This window comes from Ekhidna sp., from assembly GCF_965247405.1.
Taxonomy (GTDB): domain Bacteria; phylum Bacteroidota; class Bacteroidia; order Cytophagales; family Cyclobacteriaceae; genus Ekhidna.
Window position 1 is genome coordinate 3,907,471 of record NZ_OZ252014.1, and the last position, 22,927, is coordinate 3,930,397.

General features: G+C 41.0%; 20 protein-coding genes. 10 read left to right on the forward strand and 10 right to left on the reverse strand.

The window, feature by feature from the left end:
• Positions 1-202 precede the first annotated feature (202 nt).
• Positions 203-571, forward strand: coding sequence for a response regulator (locus ACP14Y_RS18005; RefSeq protein ID WP_349567233.1), 369 nt, complete (start codon positions 203-205; stop codon positions 569-571).
• Between the two features lie 48 nt (positions 572-619).
• On the forward strand, positions 620-1,132 hold the full coding sequence (locus ACP14Y_RS18010; protein WP_424964289.1) for a hypothetical protein: 513 nt from the start codon (positions 620-622) through the stop codon (positions 1,130-1,132).
• Here ACP14Y_RS18010 and ACP14Y_RS18015 read toward each other — a convergent pair.
• Positions 1,129-1,518, reverse strand: a complete 390-nt coding sequence (locus tag ACP14Y_RS18015; protein ID WP_424964290.1) for a cytidine deaminase — start codon at positions 1,516-1,518, stop codon at positions 1,129-1,131. The genes ACP14Y_RS18010 and ACP14Y_RS18015 overlap by 4 nt on opposite strands.
• Positions 1,519-1,610: 92 nt before the next feature.
• Between ACP14Y_RS18015 and ACP14Y_RS18020 the strand changes: the two genes are divergently transcribed.
• The gene (locus tag ACP14Y_RS18020; protein ID WP_424964291.1) at positions 1,611-2,102 is read left to right on the forward strand and encodes a nuclear transport factor 2 family protein; all 492 of its coding nucleotides are present in this window, start codon (positions 1,611-1,613) and stop codon (positions 2,100-2,102) included.
• Positions 2,103-2,432: 330 nt separating this feature from the next.
• Here ACP14Y_RS18020 and ACP14Y_RS18025 read toward each other — a convergent pair whose 3' ends face one another.
• From ACP14Y_RS18025 to ACP14Y_RS18045, 5 genes are all read right to left on the reverse strand, one after another.
• Complete coding sequence (locus ACP14Y_RS18025; RefSeq protein WP_424964292.1) at positions 2,433-6,071, reverse strand: T9SS type A sorting domain-containing protein; 3,639 nt, start codon at positions 6,069-6,071, stop codon at positions 2,433-2,435.
• 205 nt (positions 6,072-6,276) lie between these two features.
• Positions 6,277-7,563 (reverse strand): citrate synthase, encoded by a 1,287-nt coding sequence (locus ACP14Y_RS18030; RefSeq protein ID WP_424964293.1) that lies wholly within the window; start codon positions 7,561-7,563, stop codon positions 6,277-6,279.
• Between the two features lie 70 nt (positions 7,564-7,633).
• Positions 7,634-8,458: a prohibitin family protein gene (locus ACP14Y_RS18035; protein WP_424964294.1), complete on the reverse strand. Its 825-nt coding sequence runs from the start codon at positions 8,456-8,458 to the stop codon at positions 7,634-7,636.
• Between the two features lie 66 nt (positions 8,459-8,524).
• Positions 8,525-10,885, reverse strand: coding sequence for a penicillin acylase family protein (locus ACP14Y_RS18040; RefSeq protein WP_424964295.1), 2,361 nt, complete (start codon positions 10,883-10,885; stop codon positions 8,525-8,527).
• 58 nt (positions 10,886-10,943) lie between these two features.
• A complete protein-coding gene (locus ACP14Y_RS18045; RefSeq protein ID WP_424964296.1) occupies positions 10,944-14,177 on the reverse strand; it encodes a WD40/YVTN/BNR-like repeat-containing protein in 3,234 nt (1,077 codons plus the stop codon).
• Between the two features lie 141 nt (positions 14,178-14,318).
• On the opposite strand from ACP14Y_RS18045, the gene ACP14Y_RS18050 reads away from it, so the two are divergent.
• Entirely contained in the window at positions 14,319-14,732 is a 414-nt protein-coding gene (locus tag ACP14Y_RS18050) for an OmpA family protein (RefSeq protein WP_424964297.1), read from the forward strand.
• Here the strand turns inward: ACP14Y_RS18050 and ACP14Y_RS18055 are convergent, their stop codons facing one another.
• Positions 14,733-15,308: a hypothetical protein gene (locus tag ACP14Y_RS18055; RefSeq protein ID WP_424964298.1), complete on the reverse strand. Its 576-nt coding sequence runs from the start codon at positions 15,306-15,308 to the stop codon at positions 14,733-14,735.
• 65 nt (positions 15,309-15,373) lie between these two features.
• On the opposite strand from ACP14Y_RS18055, the gene ACP14Y_RS18060 reads away from it, so the two are divergent.
• The gene (locus ACP14Y_RS18060) at positions 15,374-16,453 is read left to right on the forward strand and encodes an AI-2E family transporter (protein ID WP_424964299.1); all 1,080 of its coding nucleotides are present in this window, start codon (positions 15,374-15,376) and stop codon (positions 16,451-16,453) included.
• 78 nt (positions 16,454-16,531) lie between these two features.
• Here the strand turns inward: ACP14Y_RS18060 and ACP14Y_RS18065 are convergent, their stop codons facing one another.
• The 3 genes from ACP14Y_RS18065 to tyrS all read right to left on the reverse strand — a co-directional run bounded on the left by ACP14Y_RS18065 (position 16,532) and on the right by tyrS (position 19,075).
• Positions 16,532-16,822, reverse strand: coding sequence for a type II toxin-antitoxin system RelE/ParE family toxin (locus tag ACP14Y_RS18065; RefSeq protein ID WP_424964300.1), 291 nt, complete (start codon positions 16,820-16,822; stop codon positions 16,532-16,534).
• Positions 16,819-17,052: a hypothetical protein gene (locus ACP14Y_RS18070; RefSeq protein WP_424964301.1), complete on the reverse strand. Its 234-nt coding sequence runs from the start codon at positions 17,050-17,052 to the stop codon at positions 16,819-16,821. Before ACP14Y_RS18070 ends, ACP14Y_RS18065 begins: the two co-directional genes overlap by 4 nt.
• Before the next feature lie 745 nt (positions 17,053-17,797).
• Entirely contained in the window at positions 17,798-19,075 is a 1,278-nt protein-coding gene (tyrS, locus tag ACP14Y_RS18075; RefSeq protein ID WP_424964302.1) for a tyrosine--tRNA ligase, read from the reverse strand.
• Between the two features lie 183 nt (positions 19,076-19,258).
• On the opposite strand from tyrS, the gene rimK reads away from it, so the two are divergent.
• The 5 genes from rimK (at position 19,259) to ACP14Y_RS18100 (ending at position 22,921) form a co-directional block, all read left to right on the forward strand.
• On the forward strand, positions 19,259-20,143 hold the full coding sequence (gene rimK, locus ACP14Y_RS18080; protein WP_424964303.1) for a 30S ribosomal protein S6--L-glutamate ligase: 885 nt from the start codon (positions 19,259-19,261) through the stop codon (positions 20,141-20,143).
• A gap of 171 nt (positions 20,144-20,314) precedes the next feature.
• Positions 20,315-21,157 (forward strand): Ku protein, encoded by an 843-nt coding sequence (locus ACP14Y_RS18085; RefSeq protein ID WP_424964304.1) that lies wholly within the window; start codon positions 20,315-20,317, stop codon positions 21,155-21,157.
• Between the two features lie 2 nt (positions 21,158-21,159).
• Positions 21,160-21,768 (forward strand): tetratricopeptide repeat protein, encoded by a 609-nt coding sequence (locus tag ACP14Y_RS18090; protein ID WP_424964305.1) that lies wholly within the window; start codon positions 21,160-21,162, stop codon positions 21,766-21,768.
• Complete coding sequence (locus tag ACP14Y_RS18095) at positions 21,765-22,133, forward strand: hypothetical protein (protein WP_424964306.1); 369 nt, start codon at positions 21,765-21,767, stop codon at positions 22,131-22,133. The genes ACP14Y_RS18090 and ACP14Y_RS18095 overlap by 4 nt, the downstream gene beginning before the upstream one ends.
• 59 nt (positions 22,134-22,192) lie before the next feature.
• On the forward strand, positions 22,193-22,921 hold the full coding sequence (locus tag ACP14Y_RS18100) for a TIGR04283 family arsenosugar biosynthesis glycosyltransferase (protein WP_424964307.1): 729 nt from the start codon (positions 22,193-22,195) through the stop codon (positions 22,919-22,921).
• The last annotated feature ends 6 nt before the right edge of the window (positions 22,922-22,927 follow it).

Genomic DNA, 22,927 nt, shown 5'->3' on the forward strand with positions numbered 1-22,927 from the left:
CCACCATTTTTCCCCAGTTTCGTATTATCATCTTACAGATGGATCATTCATGTAATTATTTGAAAGTTTAATCGAATGATAGGAGGGAAATTAAAATCTTAGTTGCATTATTGTAACATCTGAAAAGCAAATCAGCTATTAACTTAACTTTTTGATAAAAGTCACTTATTTTTAATTGACCAGATAGCACGAAAAGCAAAATATGGAGAAACCGACCATTCTGTATGTAGATGATGATCAGTTTAACATCACCCTGTTTGAATTTAACTTTAAAAATGAGTTCGAGATTCTAAATGCTACATCTGGCTCAGAAGCGCTTGAGTTAATTAAGAAGCACGATGAAATCAAAGCGATTGTGAGTGACGTTCGAATGCCTGAAATGGACGGTATCGAATTCATCGGAAAGGTGAAGGAAACGAAAGCGGATTTGCCGTGCTTTTTGCTGACCGGGTATGGTGGAGCGCAAGAGGTGGTGGATGCCATTGATCAGAACCTGATCGTTGGATATTTCAGTAAGCCTTTCGATAAGGAAAACATCATCACTACGCTTAAGTCCACCATCAACGACTAACTGGAGTTTTTACGCTTTAATTCTCCGTACTTTCCCTAACTTAGCTACATGGACGATTTTAGTTTTTGGTGGTATATAATCGCTGCAGTCATTTATTTCCTTACCAGGGGTAAGAAGAAGAAAGAGCAACCAAATTCACGTCCGGGTTCAGAAAACAGACCACCTCAAAATCAACCTAAATCATTTGAAGATCTTTTAAGGGAGATTACAGAAGGGAGACAGGTAGAAGAACCCACCATCGAGCAAGAGCCTGTGGTAATACAAGATGAGAAGAGGAGTGAAAAGCAGGAGATGGAAGATGCTACCCGTCTGGAGGGAGAGCGAAGGACGTTTGCTGATGATGAAAGCAGGCGTGTTTATGAAGAGTCGATCAAGATGGCTGAAGGCGCTGATCTGGAGTTTGATCCGGATGAGCATTATCGACAGCCAAGACTATTTAAAGGTGGAGATGCAGAAGAGGAAGAGGAGTGGACCATTGCTGATGAAATCCGGGATGGACTCAATTCATCAGAAGCAAAGAAGGCGGTCATCTACAGCGAGATACTTAATCGGAAGTATTAATCTTTATTCAGTTCAAAGGCATAGGGTAGCAGGTCATCAGATTGATGAGTGTTTGATTCATCTCCATCACAGAAACTTTTCACTTCCGGGTTTCCAAATTCATGAATGACCTGTCGACATGCACCGCAAGGTGGAGTTGGCTTTGGTGTTGGGGTGTATACCACTATTTTTTCGATCTCAATTTTACCTTCTGCTATGATCGCATTGGCAATGGCATTTCTTTCTGCACATACGGTAAGTCCATAAGAGGCATTCTCTACATTACATCCGGTATAGACATTCCCTGACTTGGTCAGAAGAGCAGAACCAACTTTGAAGTTGCTATACGGGGCATATGCTTTGGAGGCAGCTTCAATTGCCTTTTTTTTGAGTTCCTGTTCAGACATATAGCCAATGTTAATGAAATCCTAATTAATATGTTCAATTTACACGAGCGTTGTATTTTTAGTAGTTTACATTTTTTAATTAAAAGACGCATATGAAATATTTACTGACGTTAACCATTGCTGGACTATTGTTTGGATGTACCACTCCGACAACAAACCCGGTGGTTATCACCGATGATGACGAAGAAACCTTAAGAGAATTTAAAACGGTACTGTGGCCAAAGGCATATGCCGAACAAGATACAGCCCTGCTGAATCAGCTATTGCATGAAGATTTTCAGCTGATAGATGATAATGGAGACAAATACTCCAAAGAAGACGAACTGGCTTATATCGCAGAATATGGCACGACTTACGATGAGTTTGATTTCGAGATCACGAGGCTTGACATATTTGACAATGGAACTGCCGTGGTATCAGGAACCGGGACCATGAAAGGAGTGAATGGATCAGAAGCTTACATCACAAAATACCAATCAAGCAATGTCCTGATAAAAGTTGAAGGAGTATGGAAAGCAATTAACAGCCATGTAAGCGGGGTGAAAGAAGAGACCTTTCCAATGGCTGGAGCTGAAGAAGAATAAAGTAACTAGAATCAGAATCCTTTGAAAGGTTTGAGATCCCTAAGTCTCGCTCCTTTGTCGAGCAATGGAATAAAAAAAGCTCTGACACGGCTATGTCAGAGCAAGCGAGCTATGTAAAGAATCATGAGAAGACCAGAGTGATTAAGTGAGAAACATCTTCATTTTCCTTAATAGCATTACAATGATACGTGCAAATTGGGAGCAAACGATAGAAATCCTCACTCAATGAATGAGCAGTAAGTTTGAGAGGACGAATGGTATGATCCATTGAATGAACGAAAAAACCCTGACCGGAAATGGTCAGGGTTTTTGGGTAAATTCAGGAATAATCTAGTGTTTGATCACCAGTTTCCTTTCCTCAATTTGACCAGATTCTAACTCTATTCTCATTAGATAAATTCCGTCTTTTAAAGAAGAAGAATTAAGATTCAAACTTGTATCCTGATCATTGGCCTCATGCAATACCTCTTTTCCATTTAAATCATACATGTGAACAACAGCTCCCCGGATGTCGCCTATTAAATGAATTTCTTCATTCGCCGGGTTGGGGTAGAGGGTGAGTTGAACAGATGAACCTTCTTCTGATAGAATCACTTGTTCTAACTCTCTGGATGTCATTGGATCAGCTGGTGGAGTAGGATTACAATCCAAGCTCCATTCGGCATTCTCGTCTTTATACCATGAGCTAACATGATAATCTAGTTGATCTTCATTTACTTGAATACAGTTTAGGTTAGGATTAAAGTGGACTAAAACATTTGTAAGGTTAGTGTTTTGAGATAGGTTTAATTCTGTTAAATAATTATTCCAGCAATTGAGATATTCAAGTGATTCAAAACCTTCGATTCCTTGCAGACTTGCAATTTGCACTGAATTTAGATTTAGGTTTGTTACATTTTTAATTGTGCTTAATGACACATAATCATCTTGTCTGTTGTCATACCCTAAATCAATTAATTTTTGTTCGAAATTATTGTCAGGGATATATATATCCTCACATATCTCAGTAGATAGACCAGTAAATGAATCTGTATACCAAGAGACACTAGAAAGCTGTTCTGGATTGATCAATATACATGTAAGACCGAAATTCCCATGAGACCAAACAGTCAGAAGGTTGTTATTTTTTGATAAATCTAAGTTGCTGATACCATTATTTTGAATATTCAGATACTCTAGGGATGCAAAATCCTCTATCCCTGTCAAATTATAAATGTATTTATTCGAAATAGATAAATAATCTATTTTGTTAATAACATCAGTTACAACATAGTTGTCTCCTTTATTATCATAACCTAATTCTATAAGAGCAGCCTCAAAATTGCCTCCTGGGATGTAAGTCAAATTCTGATTTGAACAATCTAATGAAAGGCCTGCATGCAAATCTTTTTCAATGATAAGTTCTAGGTCATTTATTTGAGCATCATTCACTTGAATACATGTAAGCCATTTGTTTTCTGTTACATGCACTTCGTCTAGCATCTGAAGGTTAGATATATCTAGTTCATCTAGGTTTGCCTGTGACAGGTCTAGATACTTAAGTTTTGGAAGATTTTCAACAGAATTTCGGCTATTATTACTAAGGGGGCACCCACTACATTTTAGAATCTCAAGAGATGTGAAATCTTCAATTCCTTTCAAATTATTGATAGAATAGTCAGATAGATCAAGATTTCTAATTAACGATACCACCGCAGTAGATACATATTCACTCCCATCATAAATAGCCCATTCTTCATCATATAATGCTTTTCTAAATTGATAGGCTGGTATATGAGTCTGTTGGTCACACATAGTTGTACTAATAGCGATCCACTTATTTGTTTGCCAAAAAATATCTGGATCACTTAACTGCTCCTCAGAAACGGTTATGCAGTCTAAGGTTCTTGAAAAAACCCTTATAGAATTTAAATTTGAATTATTTGAAAGATTTAATCTTGTAATACTGGAGCGTGAATCATTAATCTCTAACTCCTGAAGTGATATAAAATCTTCGATTCCAGTCAAATCTGATACATGAGAATCAAATAGAATGTCCAGACTGGTTACATTTTCTATTTTGTCTGTATTTACCAAACCATCAAGAATATTATCATAGCCCTCATCAATAAGTATTGTTTCAAATTGACCGTCAGGTATTTCAGTTCGAGGTATACTTTGACAATCAAGGGATAAAGAGATGTAATCCTCAATATTCCAATCAATTGAAGTACTTTCTAGCATTTCTTGACTAACCTGAATGCAAGATAATTCGTCTGGTAAGTCTCTATTATCTGTGTAATTATAATAAGTAAGATGCTTTAGTTGGATGTTATTAGAAAGATCAAGAGTAGAAAGGTCATGACGATGTAAATTAATCCTTTCTACTGCTAAGAAATCTTGTATTCCTTGCATGTTTGTAATTGTAAGTGGATCATTATAATTGTAAACATTAGGAATATATAGAGCTTTCATAGTATCTATTGAGCTCGTTATTACATATTCTCCATAGGTATCCACATAAGGATAGTTCCTATTGAGATACCATCTAAATCTATTATCTGGTATATGAGTCATCCGTTCGGTTGAAGCGTTTACTATTTGTAAGCCTGTAGATTTCTGATCATTTACTAAAGCCTGCACCCTATAATACCAAGTAGAATTAATTTCCAAATCACTATCGATGTATTCAGAGTCCGTACTACTAACTGTATGTATTGGTACATATATTCCATTCTCTTCATCCGACCTGCTGATTAGAAATCCGGTTTCATTTCCCTTAACCCCAGACCAGCTAACTTTAATTGAGTTATATGATACAGTGTTTGCAGTAATTACATCTGGCTCTTTGGCTCTATATGAAATTACTAGGTTCTCACCCCAACAGCCATCCGCATCAATTCCTCTTAAATAATAATTTTTATCCTGAGTCATTAAGTAAGTTGGGGAGCTATTCGATTGACTTTCGCCAGTTGCTGATGTATGCCAGTACCATGTTACTCCGCTAGGAGGATTGTTTCGTGTTACTGTGGCTCCATTGAAGTCATAGGTAATCGAGCTAATAGATGGCTGGGCAGGGCCATTGTTAACAGTAACATTGATAGAACGGCTGCTACTCCAACATCCTTCAGGGCTCCTAGCCCTTAAGTAATAGGTACCACTTTGATCTACATTATAATAAATCAGATTATTAGAGGTGGACTTGCCATTAGGATTAGTCCCTTGCCAATACCAGTTATTCGATTCCGCAACATCAGATTTATAAATCGTTGAGTATCCACAATGATTACTGACACTTACGATTGCCCAAGAGGGCAAATTAGGGTATGGTTTGACAGTAATATAACCTGAACTTCTACTAGATGAACTCCACGTTCCACTGTTATTATCTCGAGCCCTCAAATATCTTCTACCGGAACTAGTAAGGGTGTAATTTTTGGATGAGTTAGATGTGGAAGTACCACTCGAGCTTGTTTGCCAATACCATGTTACACCACTTGGAGGGTTTCCTCTTGTTAAAGTTTTGTTTCCGCAAGTATTTGTAGATACAGAAATTGAGGAGGGAGTTGATGGTGCCGGATTGGAAACCGTAACATATCGATACCTTGTAAATGAACCCCCACTAGTACTTGCTATGGCTCGTACATATCTGCGGCTACCTACGGAAGTCCATCTTACGCGCACCTGAGTTTTGCTTTGACTTATTATTGAGCCCCCGTAAACATAGTAACTCGTAGAGTAGTGAGAGCCACCACTTACATTTACATAGTAGTAGTCATAGTCATTTTTATTTACAGAACCTGGGCCTGAGATCGAGACGTAAACCTGGTTCCCACCACAGTCATCGATGTATAAAGATTTGTATCCTGTTGCCGGACTTAATACTTCCTGAAAACACGGTTCAATAGGGCGCAGTTGCTGAGCATTGACAATAGAACATGTGAAGCAAACTAATATTGCTCCCAGAATAAAATGGGAAAACTTTCTCATGATTAGGTGATTGAGGTGAATTTTAAGTAAAAGTAACTCAACCCGTTATCGTCTACAAATCCAATTGGTCTTACATAGATATTTTAAATGACAAATGAATGAGCAGTAAGTTTGAGAGGACGAATGGTATGATCCATTGAATGAACGAAAAAACCCTGACCGGAAATGGTCAGGGTTTTTATCATTTTTGTGTGAATGTTACCGCTTATCTCTTCGAAACATCGACGTAATCACGCTCGTTTTCTCCTGTGTACACCTGTCTTGGTCTTCCGATTGGCTCGCCCATCTCTCTCATTTCTTTCCACTGAGCAATCCATCCCGGAAGTCGACCTAAAGCGAACATTACAGTGAACATATCAGTAGGGATACCAAGCGCCCGATAGATAATTCCTGAGTAGAAGTCTACGTTAGGGTATAGCTTTCTGTCAACGAAGTATTGATCTTTCAAAGCCTCTTCCTCAAGTCCTTTTGCGATATCCAATACCGGATCATGTACACCCAGTTTATCCAGGACGTCATCGGCTGCTTTCTTAATAATCTTCGCTCTAGGATCAAAGTTTTTATATACTCTGTGTCCAAAGCCCATCAAACGGAATGGATCATCCTTATCCTTGGCTTTAGCCATCCATTTCTTGGTGTCTCCACCATCTGCTTTGATGTTTTCAAGCATTTCAATCACTGCCTGATTTGCGCCACCATGCAGTGGGCCCCAAAGGGCATTGATGCCCGCTGAAATAGATGCCCATAGACTAGCCTGAGATGATCCTACAATTCTCACAGTTGAGGCTGAGCAATTTTGCTCATGATCAGCATGGAGAATCAATAATTTATCAAGCGCTTTTGCAACGACCGGATCTACCTCATACTCCTCTGCAGGGAGGGCAAACATCATATTCAGGAAGTTGCCACAGTAATCCATCTTATTGTTTGGGTAGATCACCGGATGACCTACTTTCTTTTTGTAGGCCCATGCGGCAAACGTTGGCATTTTAGCAAGCAACCGAATGATGCTTAGCTCTGTTTCTTCCTTAGATCTGTTTGGATCCAAACTGCTAGGGTAGAAGGCCGTTTGTGCAGTGATCAATGAAGATAACACGCCCATTGGGTGTGCCGCAGAAGGAAATCCGTCCAATATCTTTTTAATGTCTTCATTCACCAATGTGTGGTGCGTGATATCACCAGCAAATTTGTCGAAGGTTTGCTTGTTAGGAAGTTCACCATGGATCAGCAAGTAGGCAACCTCCAGGAATGTCGATTGATCCGCCAGCTGCTCAATCGGATAGCCTCGGTAACGAAGAATTCCTTTTTCTCCATCCAGAAAGGTGATGGCACTTTCACAAGAGCCAGTATTTTTAAATCCTCTGTCTAGCGTGATCACACCAGATTGACCTCTGAACGAGCTAATATCAATGGCTTTTTCTTTTTCACTACCTTCTGTAACCGGCAGCTCGTAGGTTTGACCATCAATGGTTATTTGGGCGGTTTTTGACATATTATTTACTCTTATTTGCTGATTTAAAAATTTCCACGAAAATAACGATTTTAATCCAGATTTTGAAGGGTTAGTTGCCATTCAATATCAGCGGCAATCCATCGTCACCACCACCAATTACAATCACTTTGGAATTAGGTGAATTGGCAATATCCATAGTCGCTTCAATTCCACGCATTCTTAATAACTCAGGAGTCAAACTACTGTTTATGATTTTATTAGCGGCAGCTTCACCTTCTGCGGCAATTCGCTTTCTTTCTGCTTCACTTTTTTCTTTATCTAATCTAAACTGATAAGCTAAAGCTTCCTGCTCTTGCTTCAATTTATTCTCGATAGCTGTTTTGATTTGTTCCGGAAGTTTGATGGATCGAATCAAAAGACTTTTCATTTCCACTTCATTTCCGGGAGCTCCCAAAACTTGCCTGGTTTCTTCTTTGATCGATGCTTCTACTTCGGGCCTTTTGGTGGAGAAAATCTCTTCTGCTGTATATCGACCCATCACCTGGCGTACGATCGATCGTGCCTCAGGGATAACCAGTCTTTGAATGTAGTCTCCTCGGAAGTTTTCCTGAATGGTGCCAATAGCATCATATTTTGGGTGAAAACGCACGGTCACGTCTACGCTGATGTTCAGCCCGTTTTTGTCAAGGACATCCATGGTTTCTTCAATTTTATTTTCTGAAACTTCATAGATATAAACCTCATTCCACGGTGCTTTCATGTTCCATCCCGGGCCTATGATATTATCTTTCTCTAGGGTGCCGCTCAGGGTTTTGAAAAGAACAGCCCTTTCTGACGCCTCTATTCTGAAGAAAATTCTGTTTGCTGCTGAGAACAGGATAATGATCGCAATGATCCCAATGATTAAAAAAGGTAAATACTTTCTGTTGTCCATATGTTTAGATTAAGGTTGTCACTTTTAGTTGTGACACAAAGGTAACATGACAATGATACCTCCGGTTCAGTCTTTGGATGTCAATGTGATTTTATTATTTGATTGTTTAATCAAATCATGATCCATGATCATTTTTCGAAATTCTCCTTCCACAAACATTTCTGCCTGATCAGCATAAAAAGGACTAAAGTAATTTCCTGATTGTCCTGTAGGTAGGATACTCCAGCTGTTATTCCTGATATCCGAGAAATCAACGATTCTTCGTGTGGAAGGTCCGAATCTGATCGTTTGATTCTTGCCTTCACTGTACGTATAGCCAATATTATTCAGTACCTCATTTCCTCCGGAAACCGGAAAATCACCCACATTCAAAAAGCTAATTACTTCACCCATGGCATGATTGTGTCTTAATGCATGTGCATCTCCCCAGTTCCAGAGGGTGTAATCGTCTCCCCAGTGGTTTTTCAAATCTGAGATGGAAGTTTCAAATGCCTGCCTGATGATATCATCTCTCGTTTCAATAGCCTCGGTAGTGTCATTATCCCACCATGCGGAGTTCTCGTTTTTTAACAAGTGCTCGGTGGCGACCTTATACGTGTGTGTGCGCTTATACATCGGCCAAAGCTCTTTACCAATCTCATCTTGCTGCGCAGCTTTCAATGTTTCATGAATCCATTTTTGGAAAATGAGTGGACGGAAGTCATCCTTATTAAAGTTTCCATTCCATCTATCCAGCTCTTCCTTAAGTCCCTGATTTTCTGCATCTCGAATAGCGTCCATTAAAATATCTTTAACCTCACTCATCATAATAGATTTATCATCGAGGAGCATGTTTTTCATATCCTCCACTGATAAATCTGAGCCCTGATCCAATATCTGCGTGATTCGCTCTCCACGGTCATCCGGCAGGTAATATCCAGAGTACAGTACTCCATTCACGGTATCTGGTTGATTATTGGCACTATGAACATAGTCCCAAGGAGGGTTGATTGCGTGCGGATTTTCACTAAAGCTATAGGTGCTATCCGGATCATCTATTCCTGTGGAGCCATCATAAAACGTTTTACTGGTTCGTTCATCTCTACGTTTGACGAGTTTACCGACTGCCCACCAGGCCACATTTCCTGAGGAATCTCCGTACATAATATTCAGTCCCGGACCATGAATGAGCGAAGCAGCTTGCTCAACTTCCTCCATGTTTTTAGCATAGGAGAGGCCATAAACTGCCTCCATCATGTAGCTGGGGAAACTGGTCGTGACCCAATGCATGCTCACAATATCTTCGAGTGGTTCATCATTTAAAATGTCTGAGACAATAGGGCCGTGAATCGTTTTTCGAATATGGAATATTACCGGCTTCTCACCTTTAACATTGATCATCTCTCTGTTGATTGAAATGTCTTTCCATTCACCTTTATGCATGTATTTGTTTGAATCTTCCGGGTGAATTTCTTCAACGTAGAAATCCATGTCGTCATTTTCAAACATGGTGAGGCCAGTGGCATGCACCTCTGAGTGCATGAGCAGAGGGAAAGGAGCTCCCGGCACATGGTAACCATAATATTCTCGTTCAGGAGAAAACAGGTGTGATTCATACCATACAGAGGGTTGTGAAAAGGCAATGTGCGGGTCATTAGATAACAGGACTTCTCCTGAAGCTGTTTTTACAGGTGAGAGAACCCAGCTATTACTCCCGATAAATTCCGGGACACCAATCGACTCTAAAACAGCCATTGTTTCTTTCGCTTGAACACTATATCTATCGTCGAATGAACGAAGCGTGGACTCACCTTTGTAATGATAGATATTCAGGTCTTTTAAGTAGGTGGAGTCCAGCTTGTTGGAAAGCTCCGTCAGAACCGGGTCAGTGATATGAGCATTTGAGAAACTGAATGCCATGTATGTGAGAATCTCAAAGGCATTTTGAATTTCGAATGGTTCGATTTCTAACCCTAATATGGTATGCTCTAATGGTTTGGGGTTGTCGCGGATGTATTCGTTAATACCATCAATGTACGCTTGTACCAGGGGTAAGCTTTTATGGTTTCTTTCAATATAGGCGGCAGCAGATTCACGGGCATACTCGCTGATGCCCATGGTTCGAAGGAACTTGTCATTTTTGATCATGTCTGGACCGAACAGTTCTGATAATCTTCCGCTTCCCACATGTCTGAGCAAATCCATTTGCCATAATCGCTCCATGGCGTGTATATATCCCAAAGCCTTGTAAGTATCCTCCTCAGTCGCTCCATAAATGTGCGGAATACCATGAGTAGTGAAATAGACATCAACTTCTGCGGATAATCCTGTGATCACTCGTGTACCCGAGTAGGATGGGGTGAGCTTTGATTTGAGATAAATTAGATAACCAGTCACACCTAGGATGATTAAGAGTAGAAGCAGGCCAAGGATCTTGAGGAATTTCATACGGATCAATTTGAGGCAAAATAAAAAAAGCCGCCTCAATTTGAGACGGCTTTTCTTATTACTCTTCTTTTATTTCTTCATAGTCTTTGAAAGGCGAGGTGTCCAGCCCCTCCACCTCTGATCTAAACTCCGGCCATTTTTCATTGTAATAGCCGTTGACCATATCCATGGCCTCTGCCAGATCCTTCTCGAATTTATCGATTAGCTTTTGTTCGGTTTCACCAGGGGCATGTAGCGCACCCGAAGTGTACCAGTATGCTGTTCCATAAGAGTTGCTCACGCTATTTGGTGTGCCTCTCGTAATACCCTGACGATCATCTTCTTCGCCAAGGAATACGTCCATCATGCTGTTCAGCGTATCGATGGTGGTTTTACACAAATCGATTTGCTCTTTATAACCTTCTTTGTCTTTTTCCTTGAGGTCAGCTTGAATGCCTTTCGCAATATCGATGCTTTCCTTGAGACGATCTACGGCTTTAACACCCATGGAGTATTTGGACTCAAGATTTTTAAGCGCATTGTATTTCGCTTGAATAGCAGTATTAGAAAGCTCAATTCTAGGATCGTATCTTACCTCTACATTGGTAGAGTCTTGCTGATCACCAAATGTGAATCGCACTTTATACGAACCTGGCAATACAGTAGCACCTCCCGGTTCACGATTACTTCTTCGATCTCTTCGGCTCATTCGATCAGTTCCTTTCTCATCCATGTACCAGAAGGTTCGGTGGATACCATTCTCCTCTGGTGCTTTAGACTTCAGCGTTCTTATGACCTCTTCTCCTTTAAAAATTTCAATGGTTAATGAATCATAGGATACCTTTTCTTCCTCTTTCTTGTCGTCTTCTTCAGGCTCGCCTTTTTTCTTCCTTTTCTTGTCTTTCTTATCATCATCTGCTTCTTCTTTCTTTTCCTCCGGGCGATTGATAGAATAAGTCAGCATGGCTCCATATGGCCTGTTTTCTCCATTATATAAAGCATCACCACCAAATCGTGAGCCTTTGGGCTGTTGGTTAGAAGCCACATATGCTACAGGTGGATTGTACACATTCAAGGTTTTATCCAAAGTAGATTTTCCACTCTTTGCCAGCTCTCTTAGAGGACGAATATCGTCCATTACCCAGATGGATCTTCCGAATGTACCAATCACTAAGTCATGCTCCTCTGGATGAATTATCAAATCGTAGGCGTTGGTCGTTGGGAATCCCTCAGAATCCCATTTGGTCCAGTTCGCGCCAGCATCTATCGAAACGTAAAGGCCATCATCTGTTCCAAGGAAGAGTAAACGTGACTCTTCCGGATCTTCTACGATTGAAAGAGCGTAGCTAACCACATCATTACTGTCTACGATACGCTCCCAGGTTTGTCCATAATCCCTAGTACGATAAGCATATGGGGTGTAGTTGAACCTACGGTAATCGTTTGCTACAAGAAGTGCTTCTCCTTCGTTCTTGTTGGATGCTTTGATCTGCGTAATCCATGTGCCTTTAGGTAGTCCCGGTAGCCGATCGCCTACGTTTGTCCAGGTATCACCACCATTTCGGGTAATTTGAACATTGCCATCGTCTGTACCTACCCAAAGCAGTTCAGAGTTAAATGGAGATGGTTCAATGACAATTACAGTGCAGTAGTTTTCAGCACCCGTAGCATCCATGGTTAATCCGCCACTTTCACCTTGCTTTTGTTTCTCAGGGTCGTTGGTAGTCAGGTCAGGGGAGATGATTTCCCAGTTCTGACCTCCATCCGTGCTTTTATGAACGAACTGGCTGCCGAAATAGACCGTGGAAGGATTTTGTGGATCTCTGGCCATTCCCACATTCCAATTGAATCGTAACTCTACATCACCTTCCGGGTAGGTTGGTCTTACATTCTCATTATATCCTGTTTTTCGATCATAGATGGAAGCATATCCCTGCTGAGAGGTGGATATACCATATCTGCTGTCTCTGGGATCAGGTAGCACATCGAATCCATCACCAAAGGAAATCTCCTGCCAATAATGGTTTCTGATTCCCTGAGCTTTCCACACGTATGCCGGACCTGCCCATGAGCCATTGTCTTGCATACCTCCATACACATTGTAAGGAGTTTCATTATCAACATTAATATGATAGAATTGGCCAACCGGTAGGTTTTCAACAAATCGCCAGGTTTCACCTCTGTCGCGGGTGATGTTAAGACCACCATCGTTTCCATCCATCATGAAATTAGGATCTTCAGGATGTATGTACCACGCGTGGTGATCCGGGTGAACGCCATTATCTACGCCGTATGCACCCATTAATTGAGTAAAGGACTTGCCTCCATCCACAGATACGTTTACATAAGTGAAGATGCTGTATACTCGGTTTTCGTTAATCGGATCAACATAAATCTCATGGTAGTAGAAAGGTCTATTTCCAATATCACTGTTGTCATTGATCTTTTTCCATTTAAATCCTCCGTCATCTGATCGATAAAGTGCATTCTTTTTAGATTCCACCAAGGCATACACCACATTCGGTCGGGAAGGGGCAATAGCCAGTCCAATTCGTCCCAGATCTCCTTTCGGTAGTCCATCCTCATCGGTTCGCTGCTCCCATGTCTCACCGCCATCGTGCGTTACATAGATTCCAGAACCAGGTCCACCGGATTTGAAGAACCAGGGATCTCTTTTATGCTCCCACATAGCTGCAATTAGCTTGTTTGGGTTGGTTGGATCCATTACCAGTTCTGCTGCGCCAGATCGAATATTGGTAAAGAGGATTCGATCCCAGGTTTTACCTCCATCTGTCGTTTTATAAACCCCGCGCTCTTCATGCTCACCCCATGGTGAACCGATTGCGCCGACATATACGGTATTCGGGTCATCCGGATGGATAATGATTCGGTGAATGTGACGGGTTTTTTCTAGCCCCATTTTTTTCCAGGTCTTACCACCATCAAGGGTTCGGTATATGCCATCACCACCATTTAGTGAATTCCTTGGGTTTCCTTCACCGGTACCCACCCATACCACGGATGGATTTGATTGCTGAATGGCGACTGCTCCAATGGATGCTGTGGTCTGATCGTTGAAGATTGGCTCCCAGTCAATGCCGCCACTGGTTGATTTCCAGACACCACCAGAGGCTGATCCCACGTACATTACGTCAGGCTCGTCAGTCACCACGTCAATGGCTGTAACTCGACCAGACATTCCCGCAGGGCCAATGTTTCTTGGTGCCATGTTTTTGAAAGCTTCCATATCTAGCTTCTGAGCGAGTGCCACAGTGCTGAATGCCAGAAGCATAGTGAGTAATTTGTACTTCATATCTTTTTTAGGTTTCTGTTAAAAGAGTTCGATAGTAATTTAAAAAGGATCGTGGAGAAGCAAAGAGCTAAAATGATGAATGGCAGATTTGTAATATAAAACCACGAAACAAGGAGTGATAATGACCGTTTATTTATTATTGTGAGAATTTCTGCCTTCATATTATTTGCTCTCTTCACACTTTTCTCTCAAGCCCAGGACCAACCCGAGGCTTACATTCTAAAGAGCATCTATTTTGGTGGAGGAAGCTATTATGTAGATGAATATCAGTATGAAGAATTGAAACATCTGGTTGATTCGGTTAAAGATATTCGTGATTATACCATTACTATTCATAGCCACACAGATAATATCGGAGGTGCTGCCTACAATGAATGGCTATCGCAAATGCGTGGCGATGAGGTGATCCAAAAGTTGCTGAATCTGGAGTTTAAATCCAACCAGATAGAGAAACGAGATTTTGGTCAGTTCAATCCTGTCTACGACAACAATACCTGGGAGGGTAGACGCAAAAACAGGAGGGTGGATATCATTTTCTGGCCGGTGGTGATGTAGCTATTGCTTCGGCGGATTAATCATAATATGAGCACGATGCGTACCCGGATCCATGATCCATGGTGCACCGGGAGCTGGTGGGCTCAGGGGCATCCCTGTGCTTTCCTCTGTCGCGTATGGAATATAGATTACATAACGAGTGTATAGATTGTCGATCTCACCTGTTTCTTCATTGGGATCACCTGTTGTTACGTAAAGTGTAGCTTTATCTGGCATTTCCAGTGTTCCTGCTTTCACTTCTTCTTCTCTTTTGTCAAATACCTGTTTAAAGTCCAGCCCTTCAGCTTTTAACTCTCTACCTCTGGCCATAAATGGTTCCAGTCTTTTATGGTAGGCCGCCACACTAAACCCTTCTTTGTTTGGGTCATCTGCAATGCAAATGAAATCGTTGGTGCCCTCTTTTAAAGTAACGAGCTCGCCATCTTTATTAAAACCCATTATAGTAGCTTCTGTTCTTTGATGTTCAGGAGCAGCCAGCACAGCCGTTTCAAGCTGGTAGTCTTTATCAGGAATTTCTTGACCGGTGCAGCTAAGCAATATGAAAAAGAGTGAAGTTAATGAGGTGAGATTTTTCATGACTGATTTGTTTGAATCTGATTAAAGATAAAAGTTTCCTGATTGAATTCAATTATTTTGCAGCTATGAGTTCACAAATGGAAATGGAACGCTCCCTAAGACACATTAAAATCATCCTGATGATATTTTTGGGGATAGCCACGCTGTACCTGATGCGTGAGTTATCGAACTTATTAGTTCCATTGTTCTTTGCTTTGTTTTTCGCTGTTCTGTTTCAGCCGCTTGTGCAGTTTCTGGAAAGGTTTTTCCCGGTTTCGGTCAGTATTGCATTGACCACTCTTTTCACCATGACTATATTCTTTTTCATAGGATTTGGGATTTTCAATGTTATTCAAGCCTTGATCGATAATAGTGAGACCATTTTGGATAGTATCTCCAATGACCTTAGGCCCTTTATCAATGATTACACGGTATACCTGGGTATAACCTTTAAAAAAGGGGAGTTGAGAGAGCTGGTAGTGGAAATGATTCAAACCGGTCAGTTCTGGTCAGCATCCGGTTCTTTTATTAACAGCATAAGTGGCATGGCAGCTGAATTACTCATGACCATTCTGTATTTCGCAGGACTTCTTGGAGCTATCACTCAATACGATCAGACGGTATCCTACATTGTAGGAAGTGACAATAAGAATAAGGAAAAATCACTTAAAGTGTTTAACCGGATCAAAGACTCGGTTGGTTCCTACATCAAGGTAAAGACATTAGTCAGTATTCTGACCGGAATTGCCATCGGGCTGATTTGCTGGTTTTTCGGAATTGACTATGCCTTGCTGTGGGGTTTCCTTGCTTTCGTTTTGAACTACATTCCGTATATCGGATCGCTTATTGCCATTATTCCTCCGCTGGTTTTGGGTATCATTGATTCGAGCTCTGTATCTCAGGTGCTGGTCATTTTCGTTTGCCTGGAAGGAGTTCAACTAATCATGGGGAATGTGATTGAGCCAAAACTCATGGGAGATTCCTTTTCCATGAATACTGTGTCTGTGCTTTTCGGTTTTGTTTTCTGGGCCTTTTTGTGGGGTACAGCGGGGATGCTGCTGGCGGTACCATTGACCTTCCTTTTCAAAGTGATTCTTGAAAATATGTCAGATGCCGGAGTAGTGGTCAGGTTAATGGAGAAGAAGAGGCTGAACGGAAATGTTTAAACCTCACTAGGCATTTTCTTAGATTCCTGCAATCGTTTCTTGGAGCAGTCTGGAATAACTAGTGCTTGTAAGTGAGTGTTAATTTGGTTTCTTCTTAGGGTCTTGACGACTGTCGAAGAATGTCAATAAGCTGATATAATTTTTGTTAATTCGGTAGAATATTCTGGTTTGCTTTGAGATTTGAAATCCATGGATGTTCTTGTCAGGGACTTCCAAAGTACCAAGTTCAGGAAATCTTTCTAGGAGTTCTAAGAAGCCAAATACCTTGTCTTTGAACTTTTTGGATGACTTTTCTCCGAATTCTGTTTGAATGTAATTGTAGATTTCAAGAAATCGACTTTCTGACTTCTTCGTCCAGTATATTCTCATTTATATTTTCTAAGAATTTCTGAGTGTACAGTTAGGTTTTCGTGACTCTCAGATTCTTCATAAGCATCCATTACTTCTTTCCTTTGACTTTCAGTTAGGCTGTTCCAGAGCGTTCCTGCTTTTGCATTCTTCCTTTCAGATAGGAGATCGTGAAGAGATTCCAGAAGTTTTGTGTTCTGAATGTCATCAATTAGTTGATGAAGATTTGATTTTAGCTCAACCGTACTCATAGGTCAAAGATACGTAGAATATTAACGAAAGTTAGCAATCAAATAATAACGTCTCGCTAAGCGGCGTTTGTCCACACTTAGCTTGAAAGCACTAAAAGTAACGAAGGTGCACCACCCCTCAAAAGCTTCCCCGAAGAAAATGCGTTGTGAAAGATAAATGCCATAAGCACTACAGTTGCTAAGGCTTCTCAACTTTCAGAAGGTGCGCCGAAGTGGGACAGTTGCAGATCAAGCAGTTAATAGCACGCTGACAAATGCCGCTTAGCAACTGTTATCAGCTTTTCCCCAAAGCAATTCGTATGTTCTGAGTTAACAAGTAGCACATTCCGGTTACAATCAAAAAGTTAGGCAGTTCAGATATGTAATTAAGTTCAGGTACTTGAGTTAGGATGAACACAAATGTTAGGACGTTAAAGAGTTCTATCATTATAGCTAGAATGCGGAGATATGGAGTTTCTAAGTTGTCATTTTTGAGTTCTAGAATTCCCTGCTTAATACAATATGCGGCATAAGATATTGTAACTAATAATCCAAAAAGTTCACCCGCCCAGCCAAGTTGGTCTAGCTCTGAGAAGTTAGTTTGAAGAAGTATTGCTGATAACATCTTTATAACAGCATATTCATGTTATCTACCTTTCAAATAACGCAAAGTGCGCGTTTATCTCCAAATGGGATTGATAACAGGAATCTGCTAATCGCTTTAGCAATTCATTTTTTTCTACAAGGCGTAAGGATGTTCAGCTAACTACACCACTTTAATCAGGTAGTAGTTTTTCTTGCCTCGCTGTGCAAGTAAGTATTTGTCTTGTAGCAGGTCAAAATCTACTGATTGGTCAGGAGTCGTGACCTTAGTTTTATTAATACTCACTCCACCGCCCTGGATCATTTTTCTGGCTTCTCCCTTGGATTTAAAAATGATGTTTTGGGTGGTCTCACTCAGAAAAGTGGTCACATCTTTTCCTTCCAGTTCGCTTTTTCTCACGTCTGTTTGTGGCACCCCTTCAAACACCTGAAGTAGTGTCTTTTCATCGAGACTTGCCAGGTCTTCGGTTGTTGATTTGCCAAACAGGATGGAGCTTGCCTTGATCGCCGTGTCTAAATCTTCTTTCGAGTGTACACGCACAGTAAGTTCATCTGCCAGCGTACGCTGAAGCAAACGCTGATGAGGCGCTTCTCTATGCTCAGAGATCAATGCTTCAATCTCTTCCTTTTCCCTCAGACTGAAGATTTTGATGTACTTCTCCACATCTTCGTCAGAGGAATTGATCCAGTATTGGTAGAATTTATAAGGTGAGGTTTTCTCGGCATCCAGCCAGATGTTGCCACCTTCAGACTTACCAAATTTAGAACCATCGGCCTTGGTAATAAGAGGAGTGGTCATGGCGAATGCCTCGCCCTGCTCTTTTCTTCGGATCAGCTCTGTACCCGTAACAATGTTCCCCCATTGATCGGAACCGCCCAACTGCAGTTTAGCGTTTTTATGCTTCCACAGGTAGTAAAAGTCATATCCCTGCACTAGCTGGTACGAGAATTCTGTAAATGATAGACCAGTTTCTAATCGGGACTTTACAGAATCCTTTGCCATCATGTAGTTGACGGTGATGTGCTTGCCAACATCCCTGATAAAGTCCAGGAAGTTGAAGTCTTTGAACCAGTCGTAGTTATTCACCACTTCAGCAGCATTATCACCTTCAAATTCCAGAAAATTCTCAAGTTGCTTTTTCACACATGAAAGATTGTGATTAAGCGTGTCCTCATCCAGCAAGTTCCGCTCCGCAGACTTCCCGGAAGGATCACCTACCATCCCGGTAGCACCACCAACCAACGCAATTGGTTTGTGTCCGCATTTCTGAAAATGAACAAGCGTCATGATTTGAACCAGGTTTCCGATGTGGAGTGAATCCGCAGTGGGGTCAAAACCAATATATGCAGCGGTCATGCCCTTATTCAATTCCTCCTGCGTTCCCGGCATGATGTCGTGTACCATACCTCTCCATTTTAGCTCTTCTACAAAGTCCTTCATTATGTTCATTTAAATAAGGTCGCAAAAATAGGAGGGTTGTTTGTTTGCGTCAACTAATTATTCCTTTATATCCCTCCATTCTTTCATTTAGATTTAAATTAAAGTTGAATTAAATGATGTGGGTATGATCTGTATGACCTCATATATTTGCCTGTAATCAATAGGGAACCAAAAAGTCACAACATGCGAATTGTAGTATTGTCTCGCAACCCCAACTTATACTCAACCAAAAGACTTGTAGAGGCTGGTGAGCAAAAAGGTCACGATATGCTTGTGGTCGATCACTCCAGATGTAACATTGAAATCGAAAAGAAGAAACCTAAGGTTTATTTTAAAGGCGAACAAATAACGGATGTGCATGCCATAATTCCTCGTATTGGTGCTTCGGTGACATTCTTTGGAACAGCAGTGGTTCGTCAATTTGAAATGATGGGTGTGTTTTCCACCACTGAGTCAGTAGCTCTTGTACGTTCACGAGACAAGCTAAGAAGTTTACAGATTTTAGCCAGAGCCGGACTTGGACTTCCAAAGACCGTGTTTACTAATTACTCAAAGGATGTTGAAACACCCATTAGTGCTGTTGGGGGTGCGCCTTGTGTCATTAAATTATTAGAAGGCACTCAAGGTTTGGGCGTGGTACTAGCTGAAACTAAAAAGGCAGCTGAATCAGTGCTTGAAGCTTTCAATGGATTGAAAGCTCGTGTGATTGTTCAGGAGTTTATCAAAGAGGCAGGGGGTGCAGATATTAGGGTATTCGTTATCGGAGATCAGGTAGTGGGAGCCATGAAACGTCAAGGAAAAGAGGGGGAGTTTAGATCTAATCTTCACAGGGGCGGATCAGCTGAGATTATCAAACTCTCGGATGCTGAAGAGCGTGCAGCCCTTAAAGCAGCCAAGGCGATGGGGCTGGGCGTAGCTGGCGTGGATATGTTACAATCCAGTAGGGGACCATTGATTCTGGAAGTGAATTCTTCCCCTGGTTTAGAAGGCATTGAAGCAGCAACAGAGAAAGATATCGCCGGCGAAATCATAAAGTACATTGAAAGGAATGCTGATTACGAGGATTGATTAAAGTGCTGATATACAGTATTTTAACCTGCAATATTCGTCTTCCAAATATTATTTTGACATGAATATTTTATTATCATAAATAATTAAAAATCAATTAGTTAATATCATTCACTTTGATTAATAATTAAAGATTTTTAATTTTCTGCCTAAATCAGTAAATTCATACTTATGCGGGCAATCTGGAAAGGACATATTCGATTCTCAATGGTGACCATCCCTATCAGGATTTACAATGCCATTGATACCGCTCAGAAAGTGCAGTTCAACCTGCTTTCCAAGGAGACCAACAATCCTGTGAAGTATGAGAAGCGTGACAAGGTAACAGGAGATGTGTTGCGACAAGAGGATATTGTCAAAGGCTATCAATATGAGCCCGGTCAGTTTGTGATCATTGAACCAGAGGATTTTGAGAAGGTAAAACTCAAGAGTACAAAAGTTATCGAGATCGAAGGTTTCGTAGATGCCAGCGAAGTGCATGAGATGCTATACGACTCTCCATATTTTGCAGGTCCTGATGGTGATGTGGCGAGTAAGACATATGCATTGTTGAGTCAGGCATTGCGAGAATCCGGAAAAGTAGGTGTTGGAAAAGTGGTGTTGAGGGATCGTGAGAGCGCGGTGCTATTGACACCTCATGATCGGGGAATCATGATCCACAAGCTCCGATATCCAAATGAAGTAAGAAGCATTAAAGATGTACCAAATGTTCGAATTGAGGAGGAAGCGGATGAGGAACAATTGAAACTGGCTAATATGCTCATCAAGTCAATGACAAAGAAGTTTAAGAAGATAGAGCTGGAGGACAAGTACAATGATGCCTTACGAGAAATGATCGATAACAAGATACAAGGCAATGAGGTTGTTTCCTATGTGGAAGAAGAGCCGGAAGTGGTGGATATCATGACCGCTCTGAAAGCAAGCATTGAGCAAGCCAAAGACACCAAGAAGCCGATGAAAAAGGCTAAGAAAGGGAAGGAAGAGGAAAAAGAAGTAAAGAGAAAAGCTAGTTAGCAATGACAAAAGTTGTTCAATTTCCAGTTAATCCCCCTCAAAAACTCGGCCCCAAGAAGGCCAGGAGAAGGAGGCGACCTAACCTGGAAGATTATGGGCAGCTTAATATTTTTGATCAATTGCCTGATACTCCAATTGTGTCGCTTCCGAAGGCCGGATCTTTTTTTGAAGAGGCACTTACTTTGGATGAAGCAGGTAAGGATGAAGCAGAAAAATACTACTTGCTGGCAATAGAGAATGGCCAATCTGAGGAAGATTCCTATTGCAATCTTGGCATTCTGAAGTCAGGTCAGGGAGATTTAAGTAAGGCGATTGATTATCTCACGCAGTGTTTAAAGAAGAACCCGCGACACTTTGAGGCACATTATAATCTTGGAAACGTATATTCTGATTTAGGAAATCTGGATTTGGCAAAAGTTCATTATGAACTGTCCACGCAGATTGAGCCTGAATACCCAAACAGCTATTATAATCTTGGATTGGTATTGATTTCCTTAAAAAAGTATCAAGATGCCATCCAAAGCATCAATAAATTCGTTGAATTAGCTCCAAGCTCGGAGCATCAGGTAGCAAACGAACTCATCAAAACCTTAAACGCCATAGCCAAATGACCAAAGACAAGCACCCAGTACTCAGCGAGCATTTCGAACGGTTGAAAGAACTCATGCCAGAAGTATATGCCAAGCATTTCAAGGAAGAGCGTGAAACACGAAATCAGAAGCTGTTTCGGATGTTGAAGCATTCATTGGGTGTGATTGAGGCGGTATACCTTCAGAACAATGATAATTTCTCCTTATCAAAAGCAGAAGAGTACAGTAAAATCATTGAAGAGCTTCAAGAACTTGGATATAGTTATTCCGGTCAGCCCGAGTTGCTGAACCTGGCTGCTAAATTCATGATTATGAAGGCCAAGAAGCCAATGGAGAAAGCCAAGGGTCGTAAGAAGAAAGATAATCATGACCGACAGGCCATGTGATTTGAATAGCCTCGCATACAACTTCTGTCTTTTTTACGTAACTAGCTGAAAACCAAATTGTGTTTATCAGCATCGTCATACCAACCATCAATGAGGAGCAATGCATTGGACATTTGCTTTATTATCTCCAAAACCATCCTTTAAAATCACATTTTGAAGTGATAGTGGTTGATGGAGGAAGCATTGACCAAACCAAAGAAATTGTCAAAACCTATGATGTTACGTTGCATGAATCAAGTCGGACATCCAGAGCCCATCAGATGAATACAGGAGCCGGACTGGCAAAGGGAGAGGTTCTTTATTTTGTTCATGCCGATGTACAACTGGTGGATTCATTCGTCCAGGATATCCAAGATTCTATAGATCATGGGATACCGAGCGGCTGTTATCGATTCAAATTCAACACACCCAAAAATCCACTATTACATATTAATGGATTCTTCACACGCTTTCCTTTTAAATGGTGCAGAGGGGGAGATCAAACCTTGTTTATTAAAAAAGATGATTTCAGCAGAATTGGAGGATTTGATGAGAGATATGTGATTATGGAGGATTATGAGATTCTTGATCGATTAAAGAAACATCAGGTTCCTTTTAAGGTGATACCTAAAAGTGTGAAGGTGTCTTCACGAAAATATGATGAGAATTCATACCTGAAGGTACAATTAACTAACCTGAAAGCGATGAGGATGTACAAACGAGGAGAGGATCCCAAGTTAATCAGGGAGTACTACTGCAATGCGATTAATGGAAAGTATAAGAAGGATCGCTTATTTTTAGGTAACTAATTCCTC

Excerpts from the sequence above, each read along its gene's own strand:
- ACP14Y_RS18005 (WP_349567233.1), top strand. The coding sequence starts at position 203 with ATGGAGAAACCGACCATTCTGTATGTAGATGATGATCAGTTTAACATC.
- ACP14Y_RS18010 (WP_424964289.1), top strand. The coding sequence starts at position 620 with ATGGACGATTTTAGTTTTTGGTGGTATATAATCGCTGCAGTCATTTAT.
- ACP14Y_RS18015 (WP_424964290.1), bottom strand. The coding sequence starts at position 1,518 with ATGTCTGAACAGGAACTCAAAAAAAAGGCAATTGAAGCTGCCTCCAAA.
- ACP14Y_RS18020 (WP_424964291.1), top strand. The coding sequence starts at position 1,611 with ATGAAATATTTACTGACGTTAACCATTGCTGGACTATTGTTTGGATGT.
- ACP14Y_RS18025 (WP_424964292.1), bottom strand. The coding sequence starts at position 6,071 with ATGAGAAAGTTTTCCCATTTTATTCTGGGAGCAATATTAGTTTGCTTC.
- ACP14Y_RS18030 (WP_424964293.1), bottom strand. The coding sequence starts at position 7,563 with ATGTCAAAAACCGCCCAAATAACCATTGATGGTCAAACCTACGAGCTG.
- ACP14Y_RS18035 (WP_424964294.1), bottom strand. The coding sequence starts at position 8,458 with ATGGACAACAGAAAGTATTTACCTTTTTTAATCATTGGGATCATTGCG.
- ACP14Y_RS18040 (WP_424964295.1), bottom strand. The coding sequence starts at position 10,885 with ATGAAATTCCTCAAGATCCTTGGCCTGCTTCTACTCTTAATCATCCTA.
- ACP14Y_RS18045 (WP_424964296.1), bottom strand. The coding sequence starts at position 14,177 with ATGAAGTACAAATTACTCACTATGCTTCTGGCATTCAGCACTGTGGCA.
- ACP14Y_RS18055 (WP_424964298.1), bottom strand. The coding sequence starts at position 15,308 with ATGAAAAATCTCACCTCATTAACTTCACTCTTTTTCATATTGCTTAGC.
- ACP14Y_RS18060 (WP_424964299.1), top strand. The coding sequence starts at position 15,374 with ATGAGTTCACAAATGGAAATGGAACGCTCCCTAAGACACATTAAAATC.
- ACP14Y_RS18065 (WP_424964300.1), bottom strand. The coding sequence starts at position 16,822 with ATGAGAATATACTGGACGAAGAAGTCAGAAAGTCGATTTCTTGAAATC.
- ACP14Y_RS18070 (WP_424964301.1), bottom strand. The coding sequence starts at position 17,052 with ATGAGTACGGTTGAGCTAAAATCAAATCTTCATCAACTAATTGATGAC.
- tyrS (WP_424964302.1), bottom strand. The coding sequence starts at position 19,075 with ATGAAGGACTTTGTAGAAGAGCTAAAATGGAGAGGTATGGTACACGAC.
- rimK (WP_424964303.1), top strand. The coding sequence starts at position 19,259 with ATGCGAATTGTAGTATTGTCTCGCAACCCCAACTTATACTCAACCAAA.
- ACP14Y_RS18085 (WP_424964304.1), top strand. The coding sequence starts at position 20,315 with ATGCGGGCAATCTGGAAAGGACATATTCGATTCTCAATGGTGACCATC.
- ACP14Y_RS18090 (WP_424964305.1), top strand. The coding sequence starts at position 21,160 with ATGACAAAAGTTGTTCAATTTCCAGTTAATCCCCCTCAAAAACTCGGC.
- ACP14Y_RS18095 (WP_424964306.1), top strand. The coding sequence starts at position 21,765 with ATGACCAAAGACAAGCACCCAGTACTCAGCGAGCATTTCGAACGGTTG.